The sequence below is a fragment of the Rubrimonas cliftonensis genome (genome assembly GCF_900107585.1).
Lineage (GTDB): Bacteria > Pseudomonadota > Alphaproteobacteria > Rhodobacterales > Rhodobacteraceae > Rubrimonas > Rubrimonas cliftonensis.
In genome coordinates this window covers 1-17,698 of sequence record NZ_FNQM01000036.1, presented here as the reverse complement: position 1 = coordinate 17,698, position 17,698 = coordinate 1, and the positions used below count along the sequence as shown (strand labels likewise).

Here is a 17,698-nt window from a genome sequence, read left to right as displayed (position 1 = left end):
AGGGTGTCGTTCCCGTCCCCGCCGATCAGCACCTCGTCGCCGCGGAACGCAACGAGGATGTCGTCGCCCGCCCCGCCGTCCATCACGTCGTCGCCCCGGCCCGGCTTGATCGTGTCGTTCCCGTCGCCGCCGAAGATCGTGTCGTCGTCATTGCCCGACAGGATGATGTCGTCGCCAGCGCCGCCCTCGATGCTGTCCGCGCCCGAGGCCGTCTTGATGGTGTCGTCGCCGTCGCCGCCGAGCACCGTGTCCGCCCCCGTGCCCGACAGGACGATGTCGTCGCCCGGACCGAGATCGACGAGATCATCGCCGGCCAGCGACTTGACCGTGTCGTCGCCACCGAGCGCTGACATGTCGTCGGCTCCGGGCGTGCCGGTTAGCCGGTCGTCGCCCTCGCTCGGCCCGGCGGAACCTTCCTGCTCCTCGCTGCCGGGAGCGCCGCCCGGCGCGTCGGCCGCATCGTCGCCCGGGTCAATGCCCGCCTCGCCAAGATCGAACACTGCGTTCGCCTCGGCGATGTAGATCTGATCGGGTCTGAAGGCGGCGCCGATCAGCAGCGTCTCGGTCAGCGCATAGTACTCCGCGCCCGGGCCCTCTTCGCCTGAAGCCGCGATCTTTGTTCGCGACAGGTCTTCGATCGTGCGGATGTCGTCAAAGCCCTGGATCACCAGCCGGTCCTGAAAGCCGACTTCCGTGAAGTCGTAGATGCCGACCGAGTTCGGGCCGACGATGACCGTGTCGGCCGAGGAATCGATCCGCGCCGAACTACCGCCGCTGCTGTAGGAGAGCGTTGATGATGGAAATGGCCCGAAGCCGGGGATGAACACGGCGCTTCGGCTGACCGGTTCGGGGTCAGTGGCGCCCAGCCGGATCAGGCCGGTCTGGACGCTCTGCAACAGGATGGTGTCGTTGCCGAGGCCGGCGTCGACCTGTTGATCCTCCAAGAACCCGGTCACGCGGATCGCGTCGTCTCCCGTAGAGAAATTCGCGCGCGCCGAGGTGGTCGGCGCCAGCGCGTCGAAGTCCGTCTCCACGATCGTCGGCGCCGTCGAGGCCAGCTGCGCGTCGGGCGGCAGGCCGATCCAGCCGGGATAGAATCCCGGCAGACCCAGGCCGCCGGACACGAAGAACGACCCCGACGCCACGATGTCCGTCCCCGGCGGCGCGTCGATGCCCAGCTCGAGGATTCGCCATTCCTCGATCGGCGGCAGTTCGGTGAAGGCGCCCTCGCCGAAGATCGGGTCGTTGAACACCACGACCTGCTCGATCAGGCCTTCGACCACGAACAGGCCGCCATAGTAGCGGATCGAGTCGGCGTCGACGATGTTGACGATCCGATCGACGCCGACCTCGAAATCCGGCAGGTCAAGGCGCGTCTGGCCGGTTGGCATGTTGCCGAAGACCACGAAGGTGTCGGCGCCGGGGCCGCCGAGCGCGGTGAGCGCCGGCTGCGGGCCGAGCACGATGACGTCGTCGCCGCCCCCCGCATCGACGACGAGATCGCCGCCGGTCGGGTTGTTGGCGAAGACGAGGTCGGCCGACGGCCCGCCGCGCCACACGCCGTCCGGCGTCGTGACCGGCGTGACGATCTGATAATCGTTCCTAGTGAAATCCGCATACTCGGGCTGGTCGCCGGTGATCTCGGGGATCTCCGTCACCGCATAGCTGAGCAGGTCGCCGCCGATCTCGCGCATGCGCAGCGTGTAGCGCGCGCCGTCGGGGACCCCGGAGTCCTCAGCGACGCGGATCGCGAGGAGGTCGGCGGGGTCGATCGGCGTGATTTCGAACCGCGACGCGCCGTCGGGCACGTCCCAGCGGCCGGTCGAGGTCTCCGCGCCGTATTCGAGGCTGAGCCGCCGCCCGTCGCTGGTCACAACTTCGAACGCCGTCGGCGGCGGCGCGTCGCCCGCCGCGCTCTCGACGATCACCTCCTGACGACGGAACGCGGGCAGTTCGACGCGCAGAAGCTCGCCGGTTCCCGCCTCCAGCGCGGCCGTCTCGCCCGGGCGAAGGTAGCCGTCGTTCTCGGCGCGCGACAGGGTGACGGCGTAGAGATCGAGATCCGGCGTATTGCGGCTGGACCCTCCCTCCAGCCGCACCGACACTGTCCCGGTCTCGAACACGTCGATGGGAACCGGCGCAGCCAGCTCCGCGGGGCCGATACTCCGGCTTCTGCCGCTGGGGTAGATGAACGTGGCGACGGCGCGTTCGACGCCGTCGAAATACACCTCGCGGCGCGCGAGATCGCCGACTTCGAAGGTGAACCAGTCGACGCCTGCGCGTTCGATGTTCTCGACGCGGGTCTCGCCTTCGCGCAGCGTCACCGCGTCCGCGAACGTGTCGCCGGCGTCCGGCAGGTCGTCAAACAGCGTGGTCTCGAGCCGATATTCGCCAACGCGAAAAAAGCTGTATGCCGCTTCAGGGATGGCGTCGACGCTGACGAAATACCGGCCGCTGGCGTCGGGCGTGAAGTCGATGCTGTTCGACCCGACGAGCGAGCGCGCATCGCGCAGGAGGGCGCCGTCCGCCGCCCTGACGCTGAGCCCGGGCGACTGTCCCTCCGCTGGGACCGAGAACCTGACCGTGTCGCCGGCGACGAGGTCGACTGCGTACCAATCCTCGTCGGATGCGTCCTCAAGCTCGCTGAACGTCTTGGGATCGAGCAGGGCGTCCAGTAGACGCACAGTAGAGCTGGGTCCACCAGGAACATTCATTTGCAACGCCTCCAACTTTGAAAATCGCAGCGTCCTTTACGTCGCCAAAAAGCAGCGCTCGGCGATGATCGTCTGGGTGCGCGGTCGACCGGATCACCCGATCGGCACATACTGCGCCGTAGTCGTCGTCGATTGTTTCGGGGGCAAGCCCCATGCCGACGGCGGCACTGATAGAATTTGTCTTGATCGGGCCTACGGCGGAGATGGTTTCAGGGACATTGGCCGACCCGAGGAGCATTGAGTTGTGAGAGGCCATGTCGCCAACCCGTGCTGCGCAAACGAGAACAGTTTAACGAAACGGTCCACGCGAGTTGTCACCCGCGCAGGCGACATGCTCAACGAAAGACGCCGCGCAGGGCCGCGAGCCGCAGGGCAAGTTCGCGCCGGTCGCGCACGTCAAGTTTGTCGAAGGCACGGCGCAAGTGGGTGCGCACGGTGTTCTCGCTGACGCCCATCGCCTCGGCCAGCGCCCTGGTCCCCAAGCCCGCCGCCGCGAGCTGCGCTGCTCGCGCCTGCGCCGGGCTGAGGCCCGCAAGCGCTGCCAGCGCCTCGACGCCCGGCGCCATGTCGCGCTCGGGATCCTCGACCAGCACCACCGCCACGCCTCGGGCGTGGCCTGAGACAGTCACGCTTAACGGTAGGGCCCCGGCGCCGCGCCGCGCGGAAAAGCGCGCGCGGTGGCCCGGCGCTCGCGCAGAGGCGCGGTCGATCTCCACGCGGGCGCGACGTCCGGCGACCGGGTCTAGAAAACTCAGCGCCCCGCCTGCCGTGCGCAGTCCGTCGCCACGCGCCGCGAGGTCGCGCGCCGGGTCGTTCGCCTCACGAACGCGCCCGTCCGCGTCGCACAGAAAGGCGGCGGCGGCGAGCGCTTCGAACACCGCCTCGAAGCCCCACGCCTGCGGCGCCCGGTGTTCGAAGGCTATCGCCACGGCCATCGCCCGGCGCAGATGTGGGAGGACCGTGAGAAAGCGCTTCCGACCTTCGGCATCATCGCTGCGATCGTCCACCGGCCGCATGATTGAAAGAAACTGCACGCAGTCGGTCCTTGCGTGGAGGATCGCGCCAAACTCCGGTGTTACGCCGAAGCTGCGGCGCAGATGCCCGTCGAGGCTGAGATAACCGTGCGTCTCGGGCGGGGCAGCTTGCGTCGGGTCCGCGCGCCGCTCCGGCTGCGCCGCAAGCGCCTCGACATATGCGTTAGCGTCGGCGACGAAGCGGTCGCGGATGTGCTCGAAGTCGCCGTAGCGAAAGCCGGTCTGTGCGCGAAGACCGAGGCCGGTCCGCGCCTCGCGCCGCACCAGCGTCACGTGTCGTCGGCCAACCACGTTGCCCAGCACCTCAGCAACAAGATACCAGTCGCCAGAGGCCGGCGCTTGGTATAGCAGGTCGAGAAATTCCTCGAGTTCGGTATCCGCGGAATGCACTGCGCGAAACTCCCGCCGAATTGCGATTGGTGAAAAAATGCGGCGAGTCGCGCATTAATCAACAAGTAGTCGAGGTCGCGCGCCGGCCCAAGCGTCGCTCCGGTCGCGCGAGGCGCTGGTGCACTGAAGCGAGAGGGCTCGGTTTCTTGCCGCATCGGCGTTCAGCGAGCGCGTTCGTTGAAGGGCTTGGCGACGGCGATCTGACGGTTGGCGCCCCGAACGGTGATGGCGATCTCCTTGCATTGTGTGACCTGACCCCTTGTTTCTCCTCCACGGCCTGCTGGAATCTCGACCGACTGGAAGGGACCAGAATGAAGCGCAGTAGGTTCACGGAAGAGCAGATCATCGGCGTTCCGCGCGAGCAGGAGGCCGGCGCCACGGTGGCGGAGGTTTGCCGCAAGCACGGCATGTCGTCGGCGACGTTTTACGCTTGGAAGTCGAAGTACGGCGGCATGGACGTGTCAGACGCGAAGCGGTTTAAGGCGCTCGAGGAGGAGAACGCGAAGTTCAAGCGCCTCTACGCCGACGCGATGCTCGACAACTCCGTGCTGAAGGATCTTCTGGGAAAAAAATGGTGACGCCCGCCGCCAGGCGGGACGCGGTCGCTCATGCTGTCGAGAGGCACGGCATGAGCGAGCGGCGGGCGTGCGCCACCATGGCCGTGGACCGGAGTTCGGTGCGCTATCGCAGCACCGGGCCGGATGACGCGGCCCTGCGGGCGCGGCTGCGGGAGTTCGCCGATCAGCGCCGCCGGTTCGGCTACCGGCGGCTGCACGTGCTGCTGCGGCAGGAGGGTCACGAGGTGAACCGCAAGAAGACCCAGCGGCTCTACCGCGAGGAAGGGCTGACGGTGCAGCGGCGCAAGTCTCGCCGCCGGATCGCGGTGGCGCGCACGCCGATCCAGGCGCCGGACGGCCCGAACAGCCGCTGGTCTCTCGAGGGACTGTCAGGAGTTCCGTGTCTGGGCGGGATGAGGGTTCGACCTGCTTGCGCAGCTCCAGCTTCGTCGAGACCCCGAGCTTGCGGTAGATCGCGGCGAGATGGGTGCGCACAGTCGAGGGGGCGAGGTTCAGGCGGTCCGCGATCTGCTGATAGGTCTCGCCGCGCGCGAAGGCCTCGGCGATCTGGCGTTCGCGAGGGCTGAGAAGTCCGGCAGCCGCGCTCATGCCGGCGTCGCCCTGCGGCGCAGGGCGGCGATCATCCGCGCGTTGTCGAGCGCGATCACGCTCTGGTCGGCGAAGGTCTGCGCCAGCGTGGTGGTCTGCGCGCCGAAGGGCCGCACGGTCTGGCGGTAGATCGTGAAGGCGCCGACAAGCGCCTCGCCCGACATCATCGGGATGGCGACGAAGGATCGCGCGCCGCCGAGCATCGCGGTGGCGTGGCGCAGCGGATCGTCGGTCTGGAAGATCTCCTCGGCACGGACGTCGTAGATGTTAACGACGCCGCGGCCGCTCGCCAGTCGGCCGAGACCCGTGCGCGTGCTGGCCGTGAACACGCCCCGGCTGTCGAGCCAGTCGCGGAATGGCTTGGGGATGCCCCGCGCATGGCTGGCCGCGTATCGCCCGTCGCCGTGATGCTCGAACAGGATGCCGAATTCCGCCTCGCAGAGGTCGAGCGCGAAGCCGAGTATCGCCGCCATGACCGCTTCGATGTCGCCGCGCGAGCGGCTGATGATACGCAGCACCTCGGCCAGCGCCATCTCGCGGCGCAGCGCCTCCTCGAGACTCAGCGCCAACTCGGAGATGACGGCGGCATGGTCGGTCTCCATGTCCGCTGGGGGAGCGCCGCCAAGCCGGGCGTGCAGGTCGAGCTTGGAGGAGACTTCGAGCTTGCGGTAGATCGCGGCAAGATGCGTGCGCACCGTAGAAGGCGCGATGCCCAGCCGGGCTGCGATCGCTTGATAGGTGTCGCCCTGCGCATAGGCGCTGGCGATCTCGATCTCGCGCGGGCTGAGAATGTCGTCGGGCGACACGAGAGCGGCCATTCCTTTCGCGAAGCCTTGCACGATCCTGTTGCACCGGGCGCCTGCGGGCAATCCCGCATATGCTGTAGGAGGATACTGCAGGCGACCGTCGCAGAATACTGCAGCTGACCGATTTCAGGCGTTCCGCCATGGGCGCATCCTGATCCCATCTTCAACAGGGAGACGGCCCCATGAGCATCGAACAGACGGCCCGCGAGTTCTTCGAGGCCTGCGAAACCGGCGGCGGCTGGGAAGCCTGCAAGGGCTATTGCCATGACGACGCGGGCTTCGCCTGTCAGGCTGACGCGCTGGCCGACGTCACGACCCTGGCCGGCTACGCCGAGTGGATGAAGGGCCTGCTGGGTCCGATCCCGGACGGGCGTTATGAACTGACCGCATTCGCCGTCGATCAGGATCGCAGAACGGTGGTCGCGGCGGCGGTGTTTCATGGCGCCCAGACCGGCGCAGGCGGACCAGTCGCGCCGACCGGCAAGACCGTCGCGTCGGACTACGCCTATGTCATCCGGTTCGACGGCGACCGCATCGCGCACATGACCAAGATCTGGAACGACGCCCACGCGCTGCGTCAGCTCGGCTGGGCGTGATGCGCTGGCGCATCCTGGCGCTGCTGTTCGCCGCCCGCGTGGGACTCGGCTTCCAGTTCCAGACCATGGGCGCGGTCGGCGGAGACCTGTCGGATGCGTTCGGCCTCGATAACGTGCAGATCGGCGTGATGATCGGACTGTTCATGGCGCCGGGGCTGTTTCTCGCCCTGCCGGCCGGGTTTGTCGGCCGGTTCGCATCGGACCGGGTTCTGGCGGGGCTCGGCCTCGGCGCGCTGGCGATCGGCGGGGCGCTGTCGGCGATGGCGGCCGGGCCCGCCGGCGTCGGGTTCGGGCGGGTCGTCGCCGGCGCGGGGTTCCTGTTCGCCACGCTCTACTTCGCCAAGATGACCGCGGACTGGTTCGACGGCCGCGAGATCGCCACGGCGATGAGCGTGCTGGTCATGAGCTGGCCCTTCGGCATCGCCATGGGTCAGGTCGGGCACGTCTTGCTGGCCGAGACCCATGGCTGGCGCGCGCCCTTCGCCGTCGCGTCCGTCTGGTGCGCGGTCGCGGCAGTCGCCGTCATGACCCTGTACCGCCCGCCGCAGGGCCTTCCCGTCCGCATCTCGGGCGGCGCATGGGGTCTCCCGCCGCGCGAATGGGGGCTGGTGGTCCTCGCCGGCCTCGCATGGGGCGTCTTCAACGCGGGCTATGTCGTCTATCTGAGCTTCGGCCCGGCGATGCTCGAGGCGCAGGGAATGGGGGCGCTCGCGGCGGCCTCGATCATCAGCGTCGGCAGCTGGCTGATGATCCTGTCGGGGACGGCCTGCGGCTGGATCGCCGACCGGTTCGGGCGGCGTGATGCGATCCTCGCGGTCTGCATGGCGGCCGCGGTGCTGGCGCTGATGTTGCTGAGCCTGCCCGGAGCGGGGCTCGCGGCGAGCCTGCTGTTCGGCCTTGTCGGCATGGCGCCGGCGGGCGTCATCATGGCGCTGGCCGGACAGGCCGTCGCGCCCGAACGACGGGCCTTCGGCATGGGGATTTTCTTCACCGTCTATTACGCCGTCATGTCGGCGAGCCCGCCGATCGCAGGCTGGCTTCTCGACCGCACCGAGGCGCCGGACGGCGCCATCCTGTTCGGCGCCGCGCTCTTCGCCCTTGTCTTGCCGGCAGCCGTCCTGTTCCGATTTCTCGGGACCAGAGCCGTGACGGCCCCAGTTCAGGAGCGAGCCTGATGCAGATCCGAAAGACGATGTTGATCCGGGACCGGACCGAGACCGACGAGATGGGCGCGCCCTGCGCCCCGCTGACCCGGGTGGTCGCGCTGGCGGTGCTCCGCAACCCCTTCGCCGGGGTCAACCGGGACGACCTGACCGAGCTGTTCGAGCACGGCGCGACGCTCGGCGCGCACCTGGCGGCGGAGGCCGCAGCCGCTCTCGGCGCGCCGCCGGTCGGCTACGGCAAGGCCGCCATTGTCGGCGCCGACGGCGCAGCGGAACATGGGGCAGCGCTGCTGCATCCGCGACTGGGCGGGCCGGTGCGCGCCGTCATCGGCGGGGGCAAGGCGCTCATGCCCTCGAACGTCAAGACGGGCGGCCTCGGCGCAGTCATCGACGTGCCGCTCGGCCACAAGGACGAGCCCTGGTCCTTCGATCACATCGACACGCTGAGCATCGCCGTCCCCGATGCGCCGCGTCCGAACGAGATCATGGTCTGCGTCGGCCTGTCCGACAGCGCGCGGATCCGGGCGCGGGTCGGGAAGGGGCCCAGCTGAAGCGGCAAGGCGTGCGAAAAGTCAGCGCGCTCAGCCTGATCGAGAGCGGAGTTCTTGTCGAAGCTGGATTTCGCCCGCCTTCCATCAGTTCGAGGCGCTAGGGCTGGAGGTGATGGGGCTCTGCTCCGTTCCCAGCCGCCAGATTGCCCGCCTACGGCTGTGCTCGGCGATTCCTGGAGGCAGCGTCGGGTGAGGCACGAACGGCTGGTCACCGCACCAACCAATCCCGTCCTCGACCGGCCGTTTTCGGGAGAAGATCGGGGTCCCGCCTTGCGGCTCGGTCGCCACCGGATCGCAGCCCGTCGCCGCGCTGCTTCATGCGATCCGGCCCGCCTCGAGCGATGCGCGGAAGCGCACGACGACTGTGCCACACCCTTCAGAACAAAGCCACGTCGGTGAAGGCGAGTGGGCCGTCCGCGGTGACGATGAGCACGTCGCCCGTATCGAGGCTCAGAACATGACGGTTCCCGGCGGTCGCGCGCTCGCCGACGATCAGCGCGCCGTTCAACGCGATCAGGTCGCCCTGCGCCGCGCTGAAGTCCTCGATGCGGAGAACTTGGCGAAGCGCCGGATCATCCACGAAGGCGAACAGGTCGCCGCCGCCGCCGCCTTCAAAAATTTCCGACCGGCCGCCGCCGCCGACCAGCGCCTCGTCGGCTTCCGTGCCTGAAAGCCGCCGCGCGTCGGGGCCGGCTTCGAGGCGGATGCGGCCCGTATCGGAGACGTCAACCGTGACCGCGCCGGTCGCAACGCCGCCGCGACCGTCCGAGACGGTGTAGGTGAAGCGATCGACGCCGACGAACAGCGGATCGGGCGTGTAAACCACGCCGTCGCCGAGCAGCGCCACCGAGCCGTTCTCCGCCGCCGACGCCGTCGCAACGGCCAGCGGGTCGCCGTCTGGGTCCCGGTCGTTCGCGAGCACGGCGATCTCCACCGGCGCGCCGCGGGTGGTGGACGCGGCGTCGTCGACCGCCACGGGGCCCGTGTTCAGCCCGAGCGCGTCGACGCCAAGCGCCGGGCCGCCATCGAAGACGAAGGTCTCGATGGCGCCGCCGCCGAAGGCGTCGACGATGCGCAGCGCGTCGCCGCCGCCAAACTCCAGCGTCAGGTCGGCCCCGTCCCGCGAGACGTCGGCGTCGGCGAGCGCGTAGCCGTCGATCTCGAGCCGGTCGGACAGGCCGCCGGCGTCGGCGATGACGTCGGCCCCGTCGCCGCGCGCGAAGCGGTAGGTGTCCGACCCTTCGCCGCCGGCCAGCGTCTCGGCCCCTGGGCCAGCGTCGACCACATCCTCGCCGTCGCCGCCCGCCACGGTGACCGTGGCGCCGAAAATCTCCCGGATCGGGTCGGCCCGCAACGCGTCGCCGTCGATGGCTAGCGCGGCGAAGTCGGCCAGCGACAGGTCGAGGGCGTCGACGCGCGCGACGATGCGGCCATCGGGCGCGAGGATCACCAGCGCCGCGACCACGCCGCCGAGCGCCAGCGACGGGATCGCGGCGGGGTCGGCGACGAGCTCGCCGATGTCCAGCGTCAGCACGTCGGGGTCGACTTCGAGATCGGCGCCCTCGAGGCGGATGACGAAGCCGTCCACCGTGACGAACTCCAGCGCGCCGTCGACCTGCCGGATCTCGACGATCGCCAGCGCCCCGGCCGCGAGCAGCGCGTCGAGGTCGAACGCGGCGTCGAGGGTGGCCGCGCCGATCAAGCCCTCCGACGCCATCGCCGCCGCGAAGCCGGTCGGCTCGACCGCCGCCAGCGGCGCGGCGAAGGCCGCGAAGGCCGCACGCGGCGCCAGTTCCACGACGGCGCCGGCGACATTGCGCACCTCGACGTCGTCGGCGCGCGTGATCACGCCGCCGTTCTCCTCGAAGAACAGCGCCGCCATCGATGGGCCGTCGACGCGGTCGGCGTAGCGGAATTCGTAGCCGTCGATCACCGTGTCGGCGATCTCGATGGTCGCGCCGTTGCTGTGGATCAGCGCGCCGGGATTGGCGCCGAACCGCACCGAGAGCGTCTCCTCCACATCCGCGAAGTTGTTCTTGATCTTCACGGCCTCGGCGCCGGCTTCGATCTCGACGATGACCCCGGCGCGGCCGATATTCTCGGAGAATGCGCTGTCGGCGATCTCGACGCGGCCGCCGCGGGAATAGACGCCGGAGCCTGAGCCGGCCGCGGCCCTGCGCACCGTGACAGCGTCGAGCACGACCAGCCCGCCGTCGTTGTAGATCGCGGCGCCCAGCCCGTCGTCCACGTCTTCGGCCACGATGACGGAGGGCTTGGCCGACGTGCCGGAGCCTTCGACGCGGTCAGCGATCCGGTCGCCGGTGTTCACGGCGCCCGCGATCGTCACGTTCGAGAGCGTCGCGACGCCGCGGTTGCTGATGGCCCCGCCTTCCACCGCGCCGCCGCCGGTTTGATACAGCACATCGTCGACACGCGCATTGGTGCTTTCGGTCAGAAGCTCCTGAAGGCGTTCTCGGTCGTCGCCCTCTGCGACCTGCCGAAGCCTAACCTCCGCCTCGCCAGCCAGAACGTCGTGCGGAACGCGAACGCCGCCGCCCCGCAGGGTCAGACCGTCCAGCGCCAGCGCGCCGCCCGGCTGAACCAGGAACATGGTCGGATCGTCAGCCAGGGATTCCGTCATCGCAATGCGGGTCTGCTCCTCGCCGGCGCCGAGCAGGGTCACGCTCATGCCGTCTAGGATCTTGAAGGCGCCAGAGAACGGGTCGTCCGGCGCCGCTGCGACGCCAGAGGGGAGCGGGCGGCCGAACTGGAACTGCCCGTCGGGGAGGCGGATCGTCGTCGGCGCGCCGATGGCGCCCGCATAGAGCAGCGCCTCGCGCAGGCTGACCGTCGCCGGATCGCGGTCCACTACATCCTCGGTCGTCGTCACGACGACCTCGCCGGTGAGGAGGTCCGGCGCCACGTCGGTTTCGAAGGGGACGATGGTCACGCTGACGCGGCCGACATCGGTTCCCGGCGTGAGCACGCTGCCGAAGGGGCGCACCTCCGAGGAGTATTGCTCCCGCCCAGTGAGCACCCTCGGGCCGTCGTCAGCGACGACATAGCTCTCACGGCCGTCGGAGACGGTGTAGTCGAAGGTGACGCGCCCCGACGCGTCGGGCGGCGCGCGGAACAACACCGCGTCGCCGAGGATCTCGGCGGTCGCGCCGTTGGCGAAGGCGGCGTCGCTCAGCGCCGTCAGCGCGAGCGTGCTGCGTTCGTCGGCGTCGGTGTCGTTCGCCAGCACGGGCAGGATCACCTGATCGCCCGCGAACACGGTGAAGCTGTCGTCGACGGCGACCGGAAGGTCATTCTCGCCGAACACCGTGACGCTGACGCGCGCGCTGGTCGGCCCCTCGCCGTCGTCGTCGTCGAGCAGGTAGCGAAACTCGAATTCCGCGGTATCCGTGGCGCGGCGCCCGTCAGGCAGGACGTCGCCGGTGAGAAACTCGAAGTCGCCCAGCGTATCGAAGGTGATCGCCCCGTCCGCGCCGAGGGTCAGGCGCCCGCCGAACGCCGTCGTCTCGAACATTTCGTCGAAGGCGATGACGCCGGCGCCGTCGAGCGGATCGACGCCGACCACCCGCAAGGCGTCGCCGTCGGGGTCGGTGTCAGCTTCGAAGCCGAGTTCGGACCTGCCGAAGATCCTGTTCGTGATGACGTTGTTGACGAAGCTGGCGGACTCGTCGATCAGGCGAAAGAAGTCGTCGATGGCAACGGGCGCGGTCGTCGATAATCCGGTCACCACGTCGTCGAGATCGAAATCGACGCCCCTGATGGCGGAGACGTTAAGGCGGCCGAAGCCTTCGAAGACCAACTGAATGTCCCTGACGAAATTGCCTTTGACGCGATCGGACGCCGCCTCTTCCAAGGCGATGTCCAGAGCTTCTCGCACCACGGCGTCGGGCAATCCGGTCAGGTCGATCCGGTCCTGTCCGTCATCGAAATTGTAAAAGTCGGAGCCGCCCGCGCCGGGCGCGAAGGTGTCGCGCCCGGCGCGTGACAGGAATTCGTCGTTTCCCGGTGAGCCGATGAACGTGTCGTCGGACGCCCCGCCGTTGAACCTCACCCTGGCGGTGGACGCAATCTCCGCCTCGCTGAAGTCGACCGTCACGCTCTGGCCCGCGACCGGCGACTGGAGATCGACGGTCAGGAGTTGTCCCCCGCCGAGCGTCAGGCCGCCGAAGTCGGCCAGGCGCCCGTCGAAGTTCACGAGCCGCACCTGTTGGGTCCCGTCGAGCGTGATGGCGCCGAGGGCCCCGATCTGGTCGGCCTCCAGCACCTGTCCCGAGAAGCCCGGCAAGCCGCCCACCAGCCTGACCTGAAGCTCGGTCGCCTCGATGCTTTCGTATCGCACGCCGCGGTGGCGGGCGTCTTCGAGGATCAGCCGGTCGGCGCCGCCGCCGCCCTCGATCCGCCCGGCGGTCGTGCCGGGCAACAGGAACTCGCCGCTGAGGACGATCTCGTCGTCGCCCGCCGTGCCCCGCAGGACGGTCGTCGAGCCCTCAACGAAGCGGTCGTCATTTCCAAGACTGGCCATGGCGCCTTTCCAATCATCCAAATGCGCTTCATCAAATCGCGGCGAATCGTTCGATCCCGATGCCCTGTGGAAGAGGATCGCACGCGGATGTGTCAGAAGATTAATACTTCGCTACGCTGCGGCGTGGAAAAATAGGCCGAGAGGCTCGACATCGCGGACAAAGCCGATGAATTTCATTCGTTTCAAGGACCCCAACGAAGCCCTCGGGCTTGCGGTCAGGCTGCTCGCCGGCGCCGACGCCGGGCCCTTCGCGGCGCTGCCCTTCGCCGCCAGCACGCGGCTGCTGACCCTGATGATCGACCGCGGCGACTACGGCTTCGCCGCGCGCGAGGGGCGCGCCGTCGGCGTCGTCGTCTGGGCCTTCGTCGACGAGGCCGTGGCCGCGCGCAGCATCGCCGGCGGCGGCCCCATCAAGCCCGGCGATCTCGGCGGCGGCGAAAGCGGGCTCGTGCTGGCGTTCCGGGCGGTGGACGCCGCCGCCACCGCCTTTCTGACGCGCAGACTGCGCGATCAGGTGTTCGCAGCGGCGCCGAGCGTCCGCTTCGTGCGCGACTACGGGCCGGGGTCGTCGCGCCGCCAGCGCGCCGTCGTGATGCGCCGCAGGCAGGCCCCACCCGAAGCGCACGCGCCGGCTGGCGGCTCTGCACCTGAGCGCCCGCCCTCCCTTCGACCGCCCGTGACGAGATGAAAGGCGCATGCCGGGCGAACTGACGCTCTTACAGCGCCGGGTTCGCTTGATTTCCTGCTGACCTTGCCGCGGGAACGAGGTCGAGCACTGCGTTCACCTGGAGCAAAAGATCGTCGGCAGGGATGCCCATTCCCTGGATCGGAGGCTACGGCTGCGACCAGCCGCGCTGGAGGATCGAGACATCTGTTTGTCTCCCCGAGCTAGTGGATTGACTCCAACGTTTGGAACCCTCGGTTTCGTGCGGCGATGATGGCTTAGGGATCGGCGCGCCATATGAAGGGCTTGGGGCTCTGGTTGTGCTCGGCGAGGAAGCGGTTGATGGCGGCCTGGAGATCGACGACGGATCGGAACACGCCGTTCCTGAGGCGTCGGCGGGTCAGCTTGGCGAAGAAGCCTTCGACGGCGTTGAGCCAGGATGCCGAGGTCGGGGTGAAGTGGAAGGTCCAGCGCGGGTGTCGTTCGAGCCAGGCGCGGACCTTGGCGTGCTTGTGGGCGGCGTTCGGCGGGTCGCCCCTCCACTGGAGGGGCGCCTGATCCGCCTCACTGTCGAGGATGACGTGCACGACCTTTCCGGCCGGGATGTCGCGCTCAAGCGCGTTGAGGAAGTGGATGAACTCCTGATGGCGGTGGCGCTGCATGTTCCGGCCGGTGACCGTGCCGTCGAGGACGTTCAGCGCGGCGAACAGGGTGGTCGTGCCGTGGCGCTTGTAGTCGTGGGTCATGGTCGGCCCCCGGCCCTTCTTCAGCAGCAGGCCGGGCTGGGTGCGGTCAAGCGCCTGAATCTGCGACTTCTCGTCGAGGCTGAGCACCACGGCGTGGGCGGGCGGCGCGACGTAAAGGCCGACGACATCTCTCGCGGACCCGGATGCCGAGATGGACACGAGCTGCATGACCGACATGCCCCGCCGCGGCTTCGTTCTGCCGGACGGGACGATGAGCATCGATTAGGCAAGAGCGTAGTTCTCCATCCTCGCGGCATTCAGGAAGATCCGGGGACAAGGACAGATTCGAATCCAGGTTCGTCCTAAGTCGCTTTTACGTCGGTTAGGATTCGAACCAGTGGCGGAGTGTAACAAAAACAGTGTCTTAGATGGCAGAGAAGGTTCGACGTCAGACCCGTCCTCTCCGCCACTTGCCCCTGAGAAAGCGTTCTCCCGACCCGGCCGCGGCGGGATTTTTCCGTTGTTTTCGAAAGTTATGCGGGTGGGGCTGAGCACTGGCCCCTTCGCCAGGCGGGCCGGAAGCGGTCTCTCAGGGCCGAAATTCTCCGGACTTCATGACTACGCGGATTTGGTGAATAGCTTGCAAGCCATTGGCATTTTGATGTTTTTCCAAGGTTGCGCTGAACACTTCGACACCGGTGGCGCTCGGCGTGATGGAACCGACATCGACCCGTGCGTAGTTATTCACGCTGTTTGCGCTCGACAACCCGTTTCTCGTGCGGCGGAGGCTGATGGAATGAGGCGGAGTCTGCCCTCGGACGCCGATCCCGGCTGTTCGCGCAGGCCAATATCCGGAAATCGCAGGCATCCCCGGCCGACGTGCCCTCGTCGGGCTGCGTCTGCCCGAAAACCGGCGAAGCCGAAGCGGTAGATCAGACGATCCCTCGATGAACATTTCCCGGGTCTTCACGCAGCAGTCGTGAGGACCCCAAGGCCTACAATCCGACCGTACTCGGCTGTTGCCCGATACCCTGAAGTCGGTCATTTTCAAAGCAGCGACGGCTGAACAGCGATCGATGACACGCAACGTTTTTACACCGGACGATCCGGCTCTGCCAATGAACTACCCGGGCTTCGTCTTTCGAAAGCTCCGCGAAGAGGGCTATCCGGCAGACACATTGCTCGCGGGAACCGGGCTCGAAGAGATGCTCTTGAGCGATCCGCATTTCCGATGCGGGTTTCAACCCCTGCGCAGACTTCTACTAAATGCCCTCGAACAACGCGGGGATCCGCATCTGGGTGTCAGGCTGGCTCTGCAGTTCCAGCCCACGTATATCGGTCTTCCAGCCTACACAGCCATGAATGCGGCACGTTTCAAGGACGGGCTCGAGGTTCTGGCGAAGTTCTTTTTCCTGAACTTCCCCGCGTTCGAATTCCGTTTGGTTGAAGGGGATACGGGTCTGCAAGCAGGGGAAGCAGCCGTTCGCCTGCGATCCAAGTTTCCGTTCGAGGACATCGCGTATTTCGGATTCAGCAGCGCCATCGTCGCCATCAATGGTTTGCTGAAGGCAATGCTGCAGGCTGACCAGTTTGCAACCCGAGCCGAGATGACCATCGACACGCCGGAAGGCTGGATTTGCATGGAAGCCAAGATCGGTTTTCCCATCCGCTTCGGCGCCACTGAAAACCAGATCATCTTTTCGAAAGCCCTGTTTGACCGACCGCTTCCGGGTGCCGACCCGATCAATCATGCACGGCTTCTGGGCCTTTGCGAGCAATTCGCTGAGGAGATGGCGTTTGAGACGACGCCTGTCACGCAGGTCACCGCGATTTTGGAAGACGCGTCGACCTTGGCAATTTCACTCTCGGACGTCGCCGCAGAGTTGGGATATTCCGAGCGCGGTCTGCGTCGGCAGCTGGATCGGTCGGGCACCTCCTATCGCAAACTGCTTGATCAGGTCCGGGAGCAGCGCGCGCGGACTCTCCTGTCCGGCAGCACCCAGCCCATCAAGGCCATAGCGGGCGCGCTCGGTTTCGAGTCGTCTTCGAACTTCGCCCGAAGTTTCAAGCGCTGGACGGGCCACACGCCCAAGGCGTTCCGGGAACAGGCGCAGCGCCAGAGCTCCCAAGTTCGACAACAGATTGGCTAAGTGATTGAAATTGCGAACCCGCGTTTGGCCTTTTTGCCACAACCGCTGATCGTCAGGCAGGCTTTGGAAGGCTCATGGCGTCGAAGAGGTCGAGCTGCTCCGGGGTTGTTTTGCTGGTGCCGTTGAAAGTGCGTTCGCCGATATGGGCGGTGTGCTGCTGAATGCGGGCGAGCATGTCGAGGGCGGTTCTGGGGCTGGCGCTGCGGCCCTTAGCTTTCAGGCGCATGCGCATGACGCGGTAGAGCGTGAGGGCGAGAAAGCAGATCAGCGCATGGGCGCGGATGCGGTCGGGCAGCCGGTGGTGGACCGGAGCGATCTCGATGTCGGATTTCAGGACGCGGAAGCCGCGCTCGATGTCGGCCAGCGCCTTGTAGCGGGCGACGGCGTCGGCAGGCGTCAGATCCGGGGCGTTGGTCAGCAATGCGAGCTTGCCGTCGAAGAGTTCGGCCTCAGTGAGGGCGTCGGCGTCCACCGACCAGCTGAAGCGGTCGGCGGCGAAGTCGGCCTTGAGAAAGCGGGTGAGCTCGGCCTCGGCGACGGCGCGGGTGAAGCGGCTGTAGGCGCCGCGGTCCGACGCCCGGCGGCCGCGGGCGGCCTTGGCTTCCGTCGCGCGCGCCGCGTCCTGCGCGTCGAGTTTCGTGACCATCGTCTCGGCCATGGCCTCGAGCTCGGCGATGCGGGCGCGGCGACGGTCGCCCTGCTCGGCGGCGCGCAGGGGGTCGTGCGCGACGATCAGGCGATGGCCGGCGAAGGCGGCCTCGGCCAGCCCAGCCCCCGGACCGTCCGCGTCGAAGGCGATGTCGCGGAAGGTCTCGACCAGCTCGCCATAGCGCCGGGCGGGGACGGCGAGGATGAACTCCAGCCTGCGCCCGCCCTGGTCGGCGAGCGCGGTCAACGCGCCGATGTTGTCGAGGCTGAGCAGGCCGCGGTCGGCGACCAGGATCACGCGCTGGACCGGGAAGCGCTGCAGCACGGTGGAGAGCATCGCCTGCAGGGTCTTCGTCTCGGCGACGTTTCCGGGGTGAACCGTGTGCATCAGCGGCAGGCCCTCGGCGGTCTGCACCACGCCGAGCACGAACTGCCGCGCGACGCCGCCCAGCTCCTTGTTCATGCCGTAGGCGCGGATGTCGTCCTCGACAGCCGCCTCGCCGTGGATGCGCACGGTGGTCAGGTCGTAGAACACCACCGCCAGATCGCGGTCGACGAGCGGGCGGATCTGCTTTGCGAGCTCCATCTCG

10 protein-coding genes and 4 pseudogenes are annotated in these 17,698 nt (G+C 67.8%); 6 read left to right on the top strand and 8 right to left on the bottom strand.

Annotated features, from left to right (window positions below):
* Both BLW43_RS21335 and BLW43_RS21330 read right to left on the bottom strand, forming a co-directional pair.
* A pseudogene (locus BLW43_RS21335) lies at nt 1-2,684 on the bottom strand (hypothetical protein); the annotation flags it as partial.
* A gap of 365 nt (nt 2,685-3,049) precedes the next feature.
* A complete protein-coding gene (locus BLW43_RS21330; protein WP_093256618.1) occupies nt 3,050-4,138 on the bottom strand; it encodes a helix-turn-helix transcriptional regulator in 1,089 nt (362 codons plus the stop codon).
* A gap of 311 nt (nt 4,139-4,449) precedes the next feature.
* Between BLW43_RS21330 and BLW43_RS24485 the strand changes: the two are divergent.
* A pseudogene (locus BLW43_RS24485) lies at nt 4,450-5,078 on the top strand (transposase); the annotation flags it as partial.
* A 112-nt stretch (nt 5,079-5,190) separates the two neighbouring features.
* On the opposite strand, the pseudogene BLW43_RS24480 reads toward BLW43_RS24485, so the two are convergent.
* Nucleotides 5,191-5,304: pseudogene (locus BLW43_RS24480) on the bottom strand (LuxR C-terminal-related transcriptional regulator); the annotation flags it as partial.
* The gene (locus tag BLW43_RS21315) at nt 5,301-6,122 is read right to left on the bottom strand and encodes a LuxR C-terminal-related transcriptional regulator (protein ID WP_217632276.1); all 822 of its coding nucleotides are present in this window, start codon (nt 6,120-6,122) and stop codon (nt 5,301-5,303) included. The gene BLW43_RS21315 and the pseudogene BLW43_RS24480, both read right to left, overlap by 4 nt.
* A gap of 170 nt (nt 6,123-6,292) precedes the next feature.
* Between BLW43_RS21315 and BLW43_RS21310 the strand changes: the two genes are divergently transcribed.
* Genes BLW43_RS21310 through BLW43_RS21300 form a run of 3 tightly spaced genes read left to right on the top strand, consistent with a single transcriptional unit; the run spans nt 6,293 to nt 8,420 of the window.
* Nucleotides 6,293-6,706: an ester cyclase gene (locus BLW43_RS21310; protein ID WP_093256610.1), complete on the top strand. Its 414-nt coding sequence runs from the start codon at nt 6,293-6,295 to the stop codon at nt 6,704-6,706.
* Nucleotides 6,706-7,881: an MFS transporter gene (locus BLW43_RS21305; protein WP_093256621.1), complete on the top strand. Its 1,176-nt coding sequence runs from the start codon at nt 6,706-6,708 to the stop codon at nt 7,879-7,881. Before BLW43_RS21310 ends, BLW43_RS21305 begins: the two co-directional genes overlap by 1 nt.
* Nucleotides 7,881-8,420, top strand: a complete 540-nt coding sequence (locus tag BLW43_RS21300; RefSeq protein ID WP_093256607.1) for an amino acid synthesis family protein — start codon at nt 7,881-7,883, stop codon at nt 8,418-8,420. Before BLW43_RS21305 ends, BLW43_RS21300 begins: the two co-directional genes overlap by 1 nt.
* Before the next feature lie 376 nt (nt 8,421-8,796).
* Here BLW43_RS21300 and BLW43_RS21295 read toward each other — a convergent pair whose 3' ends face one another.
* A complete protein-coding gene (locus BLW43_RS21295) occupies nt 8,797-12,960 on the bottom strand; it encodes an Ig-like domain-containing protein (protein WP_093256605.1) in 4,164 nt (1,387 codons plus the stop codon).
* 166 nt (nt 12,961-13,126) lie between these two features.
* Between BLW43_RS21295 and BLW43_RS21290 the strand changes: the two genes are divergently transcribed.
* Nucleotides 13,127-13,648 carry a hypothetical protein gene (locus tag BLW43_RS21290; RefSeq protein WP_093256602.1) on the top strand — a complete coding sequence of 174 codons (522 nt, stop codon included), beginning with the start codon at nt 13,127-13,129 and terminating at the stop codon, nt 13,646-13,648.
* A gap of 254 nt (nt 13,649-13,902) precedes the next feature.
* On the opposite strand, the pseudogene BLW43_RS21285 reads toward BLW43_RS21290, so the two are convergent.
* Both BLW43_RS21285 and BLW43_RS23780 read right to left on the bottom strand, forming a co-directional pair.
* Nucleotides 13,903-14,499: pseudogene (locus BLW43_RS21285) on the bottom strand (transposase); the annotation flags it as partial.
* Nucleotides 14,500-14,899: 400 nt separating this feature from the next.
* Nucleotides 14,900-15,058, bottom strand: coding sequence for a hypothetical protein (locus BLW43_RS23780; protein WP_175479047.1), 159 nt, complete (start codon nt 15,056-15,058; stop codon nt 14,900-14,902).
* Between the two features lie 271 nt (nt 15,059-15,329).
* Here BLW43_RS23780 and BLW43_RS21280 point away from each other — a divergent pair, with 271 nt between their 5' ends.
* Nucleotides 15,330-16,460, top strand: coding sequence for an AraC family transcriptional regulator (locus BLW43_RS21280; RefSeq protein WP_139284186.1), 1,131 nt, complete (start codon nt 15,330-15,332; stop codon nt 16,458-16,460).
* 52 nt (nt 16,461-16,512) lie between these two features.
* On the opposite strand, the gene BLW43_RS21275 is transcribed toward BLW43_RS21280, so the two are convergent.
* Nucleotides 16,513-17,698, bottom strand: a 1,186-nt coding sequence (locus BLW43_RS21275) for an IS1634 family transposase (protein ID WP_139284185.1), incomplete at its 5' end; no start/stop codon positions are given.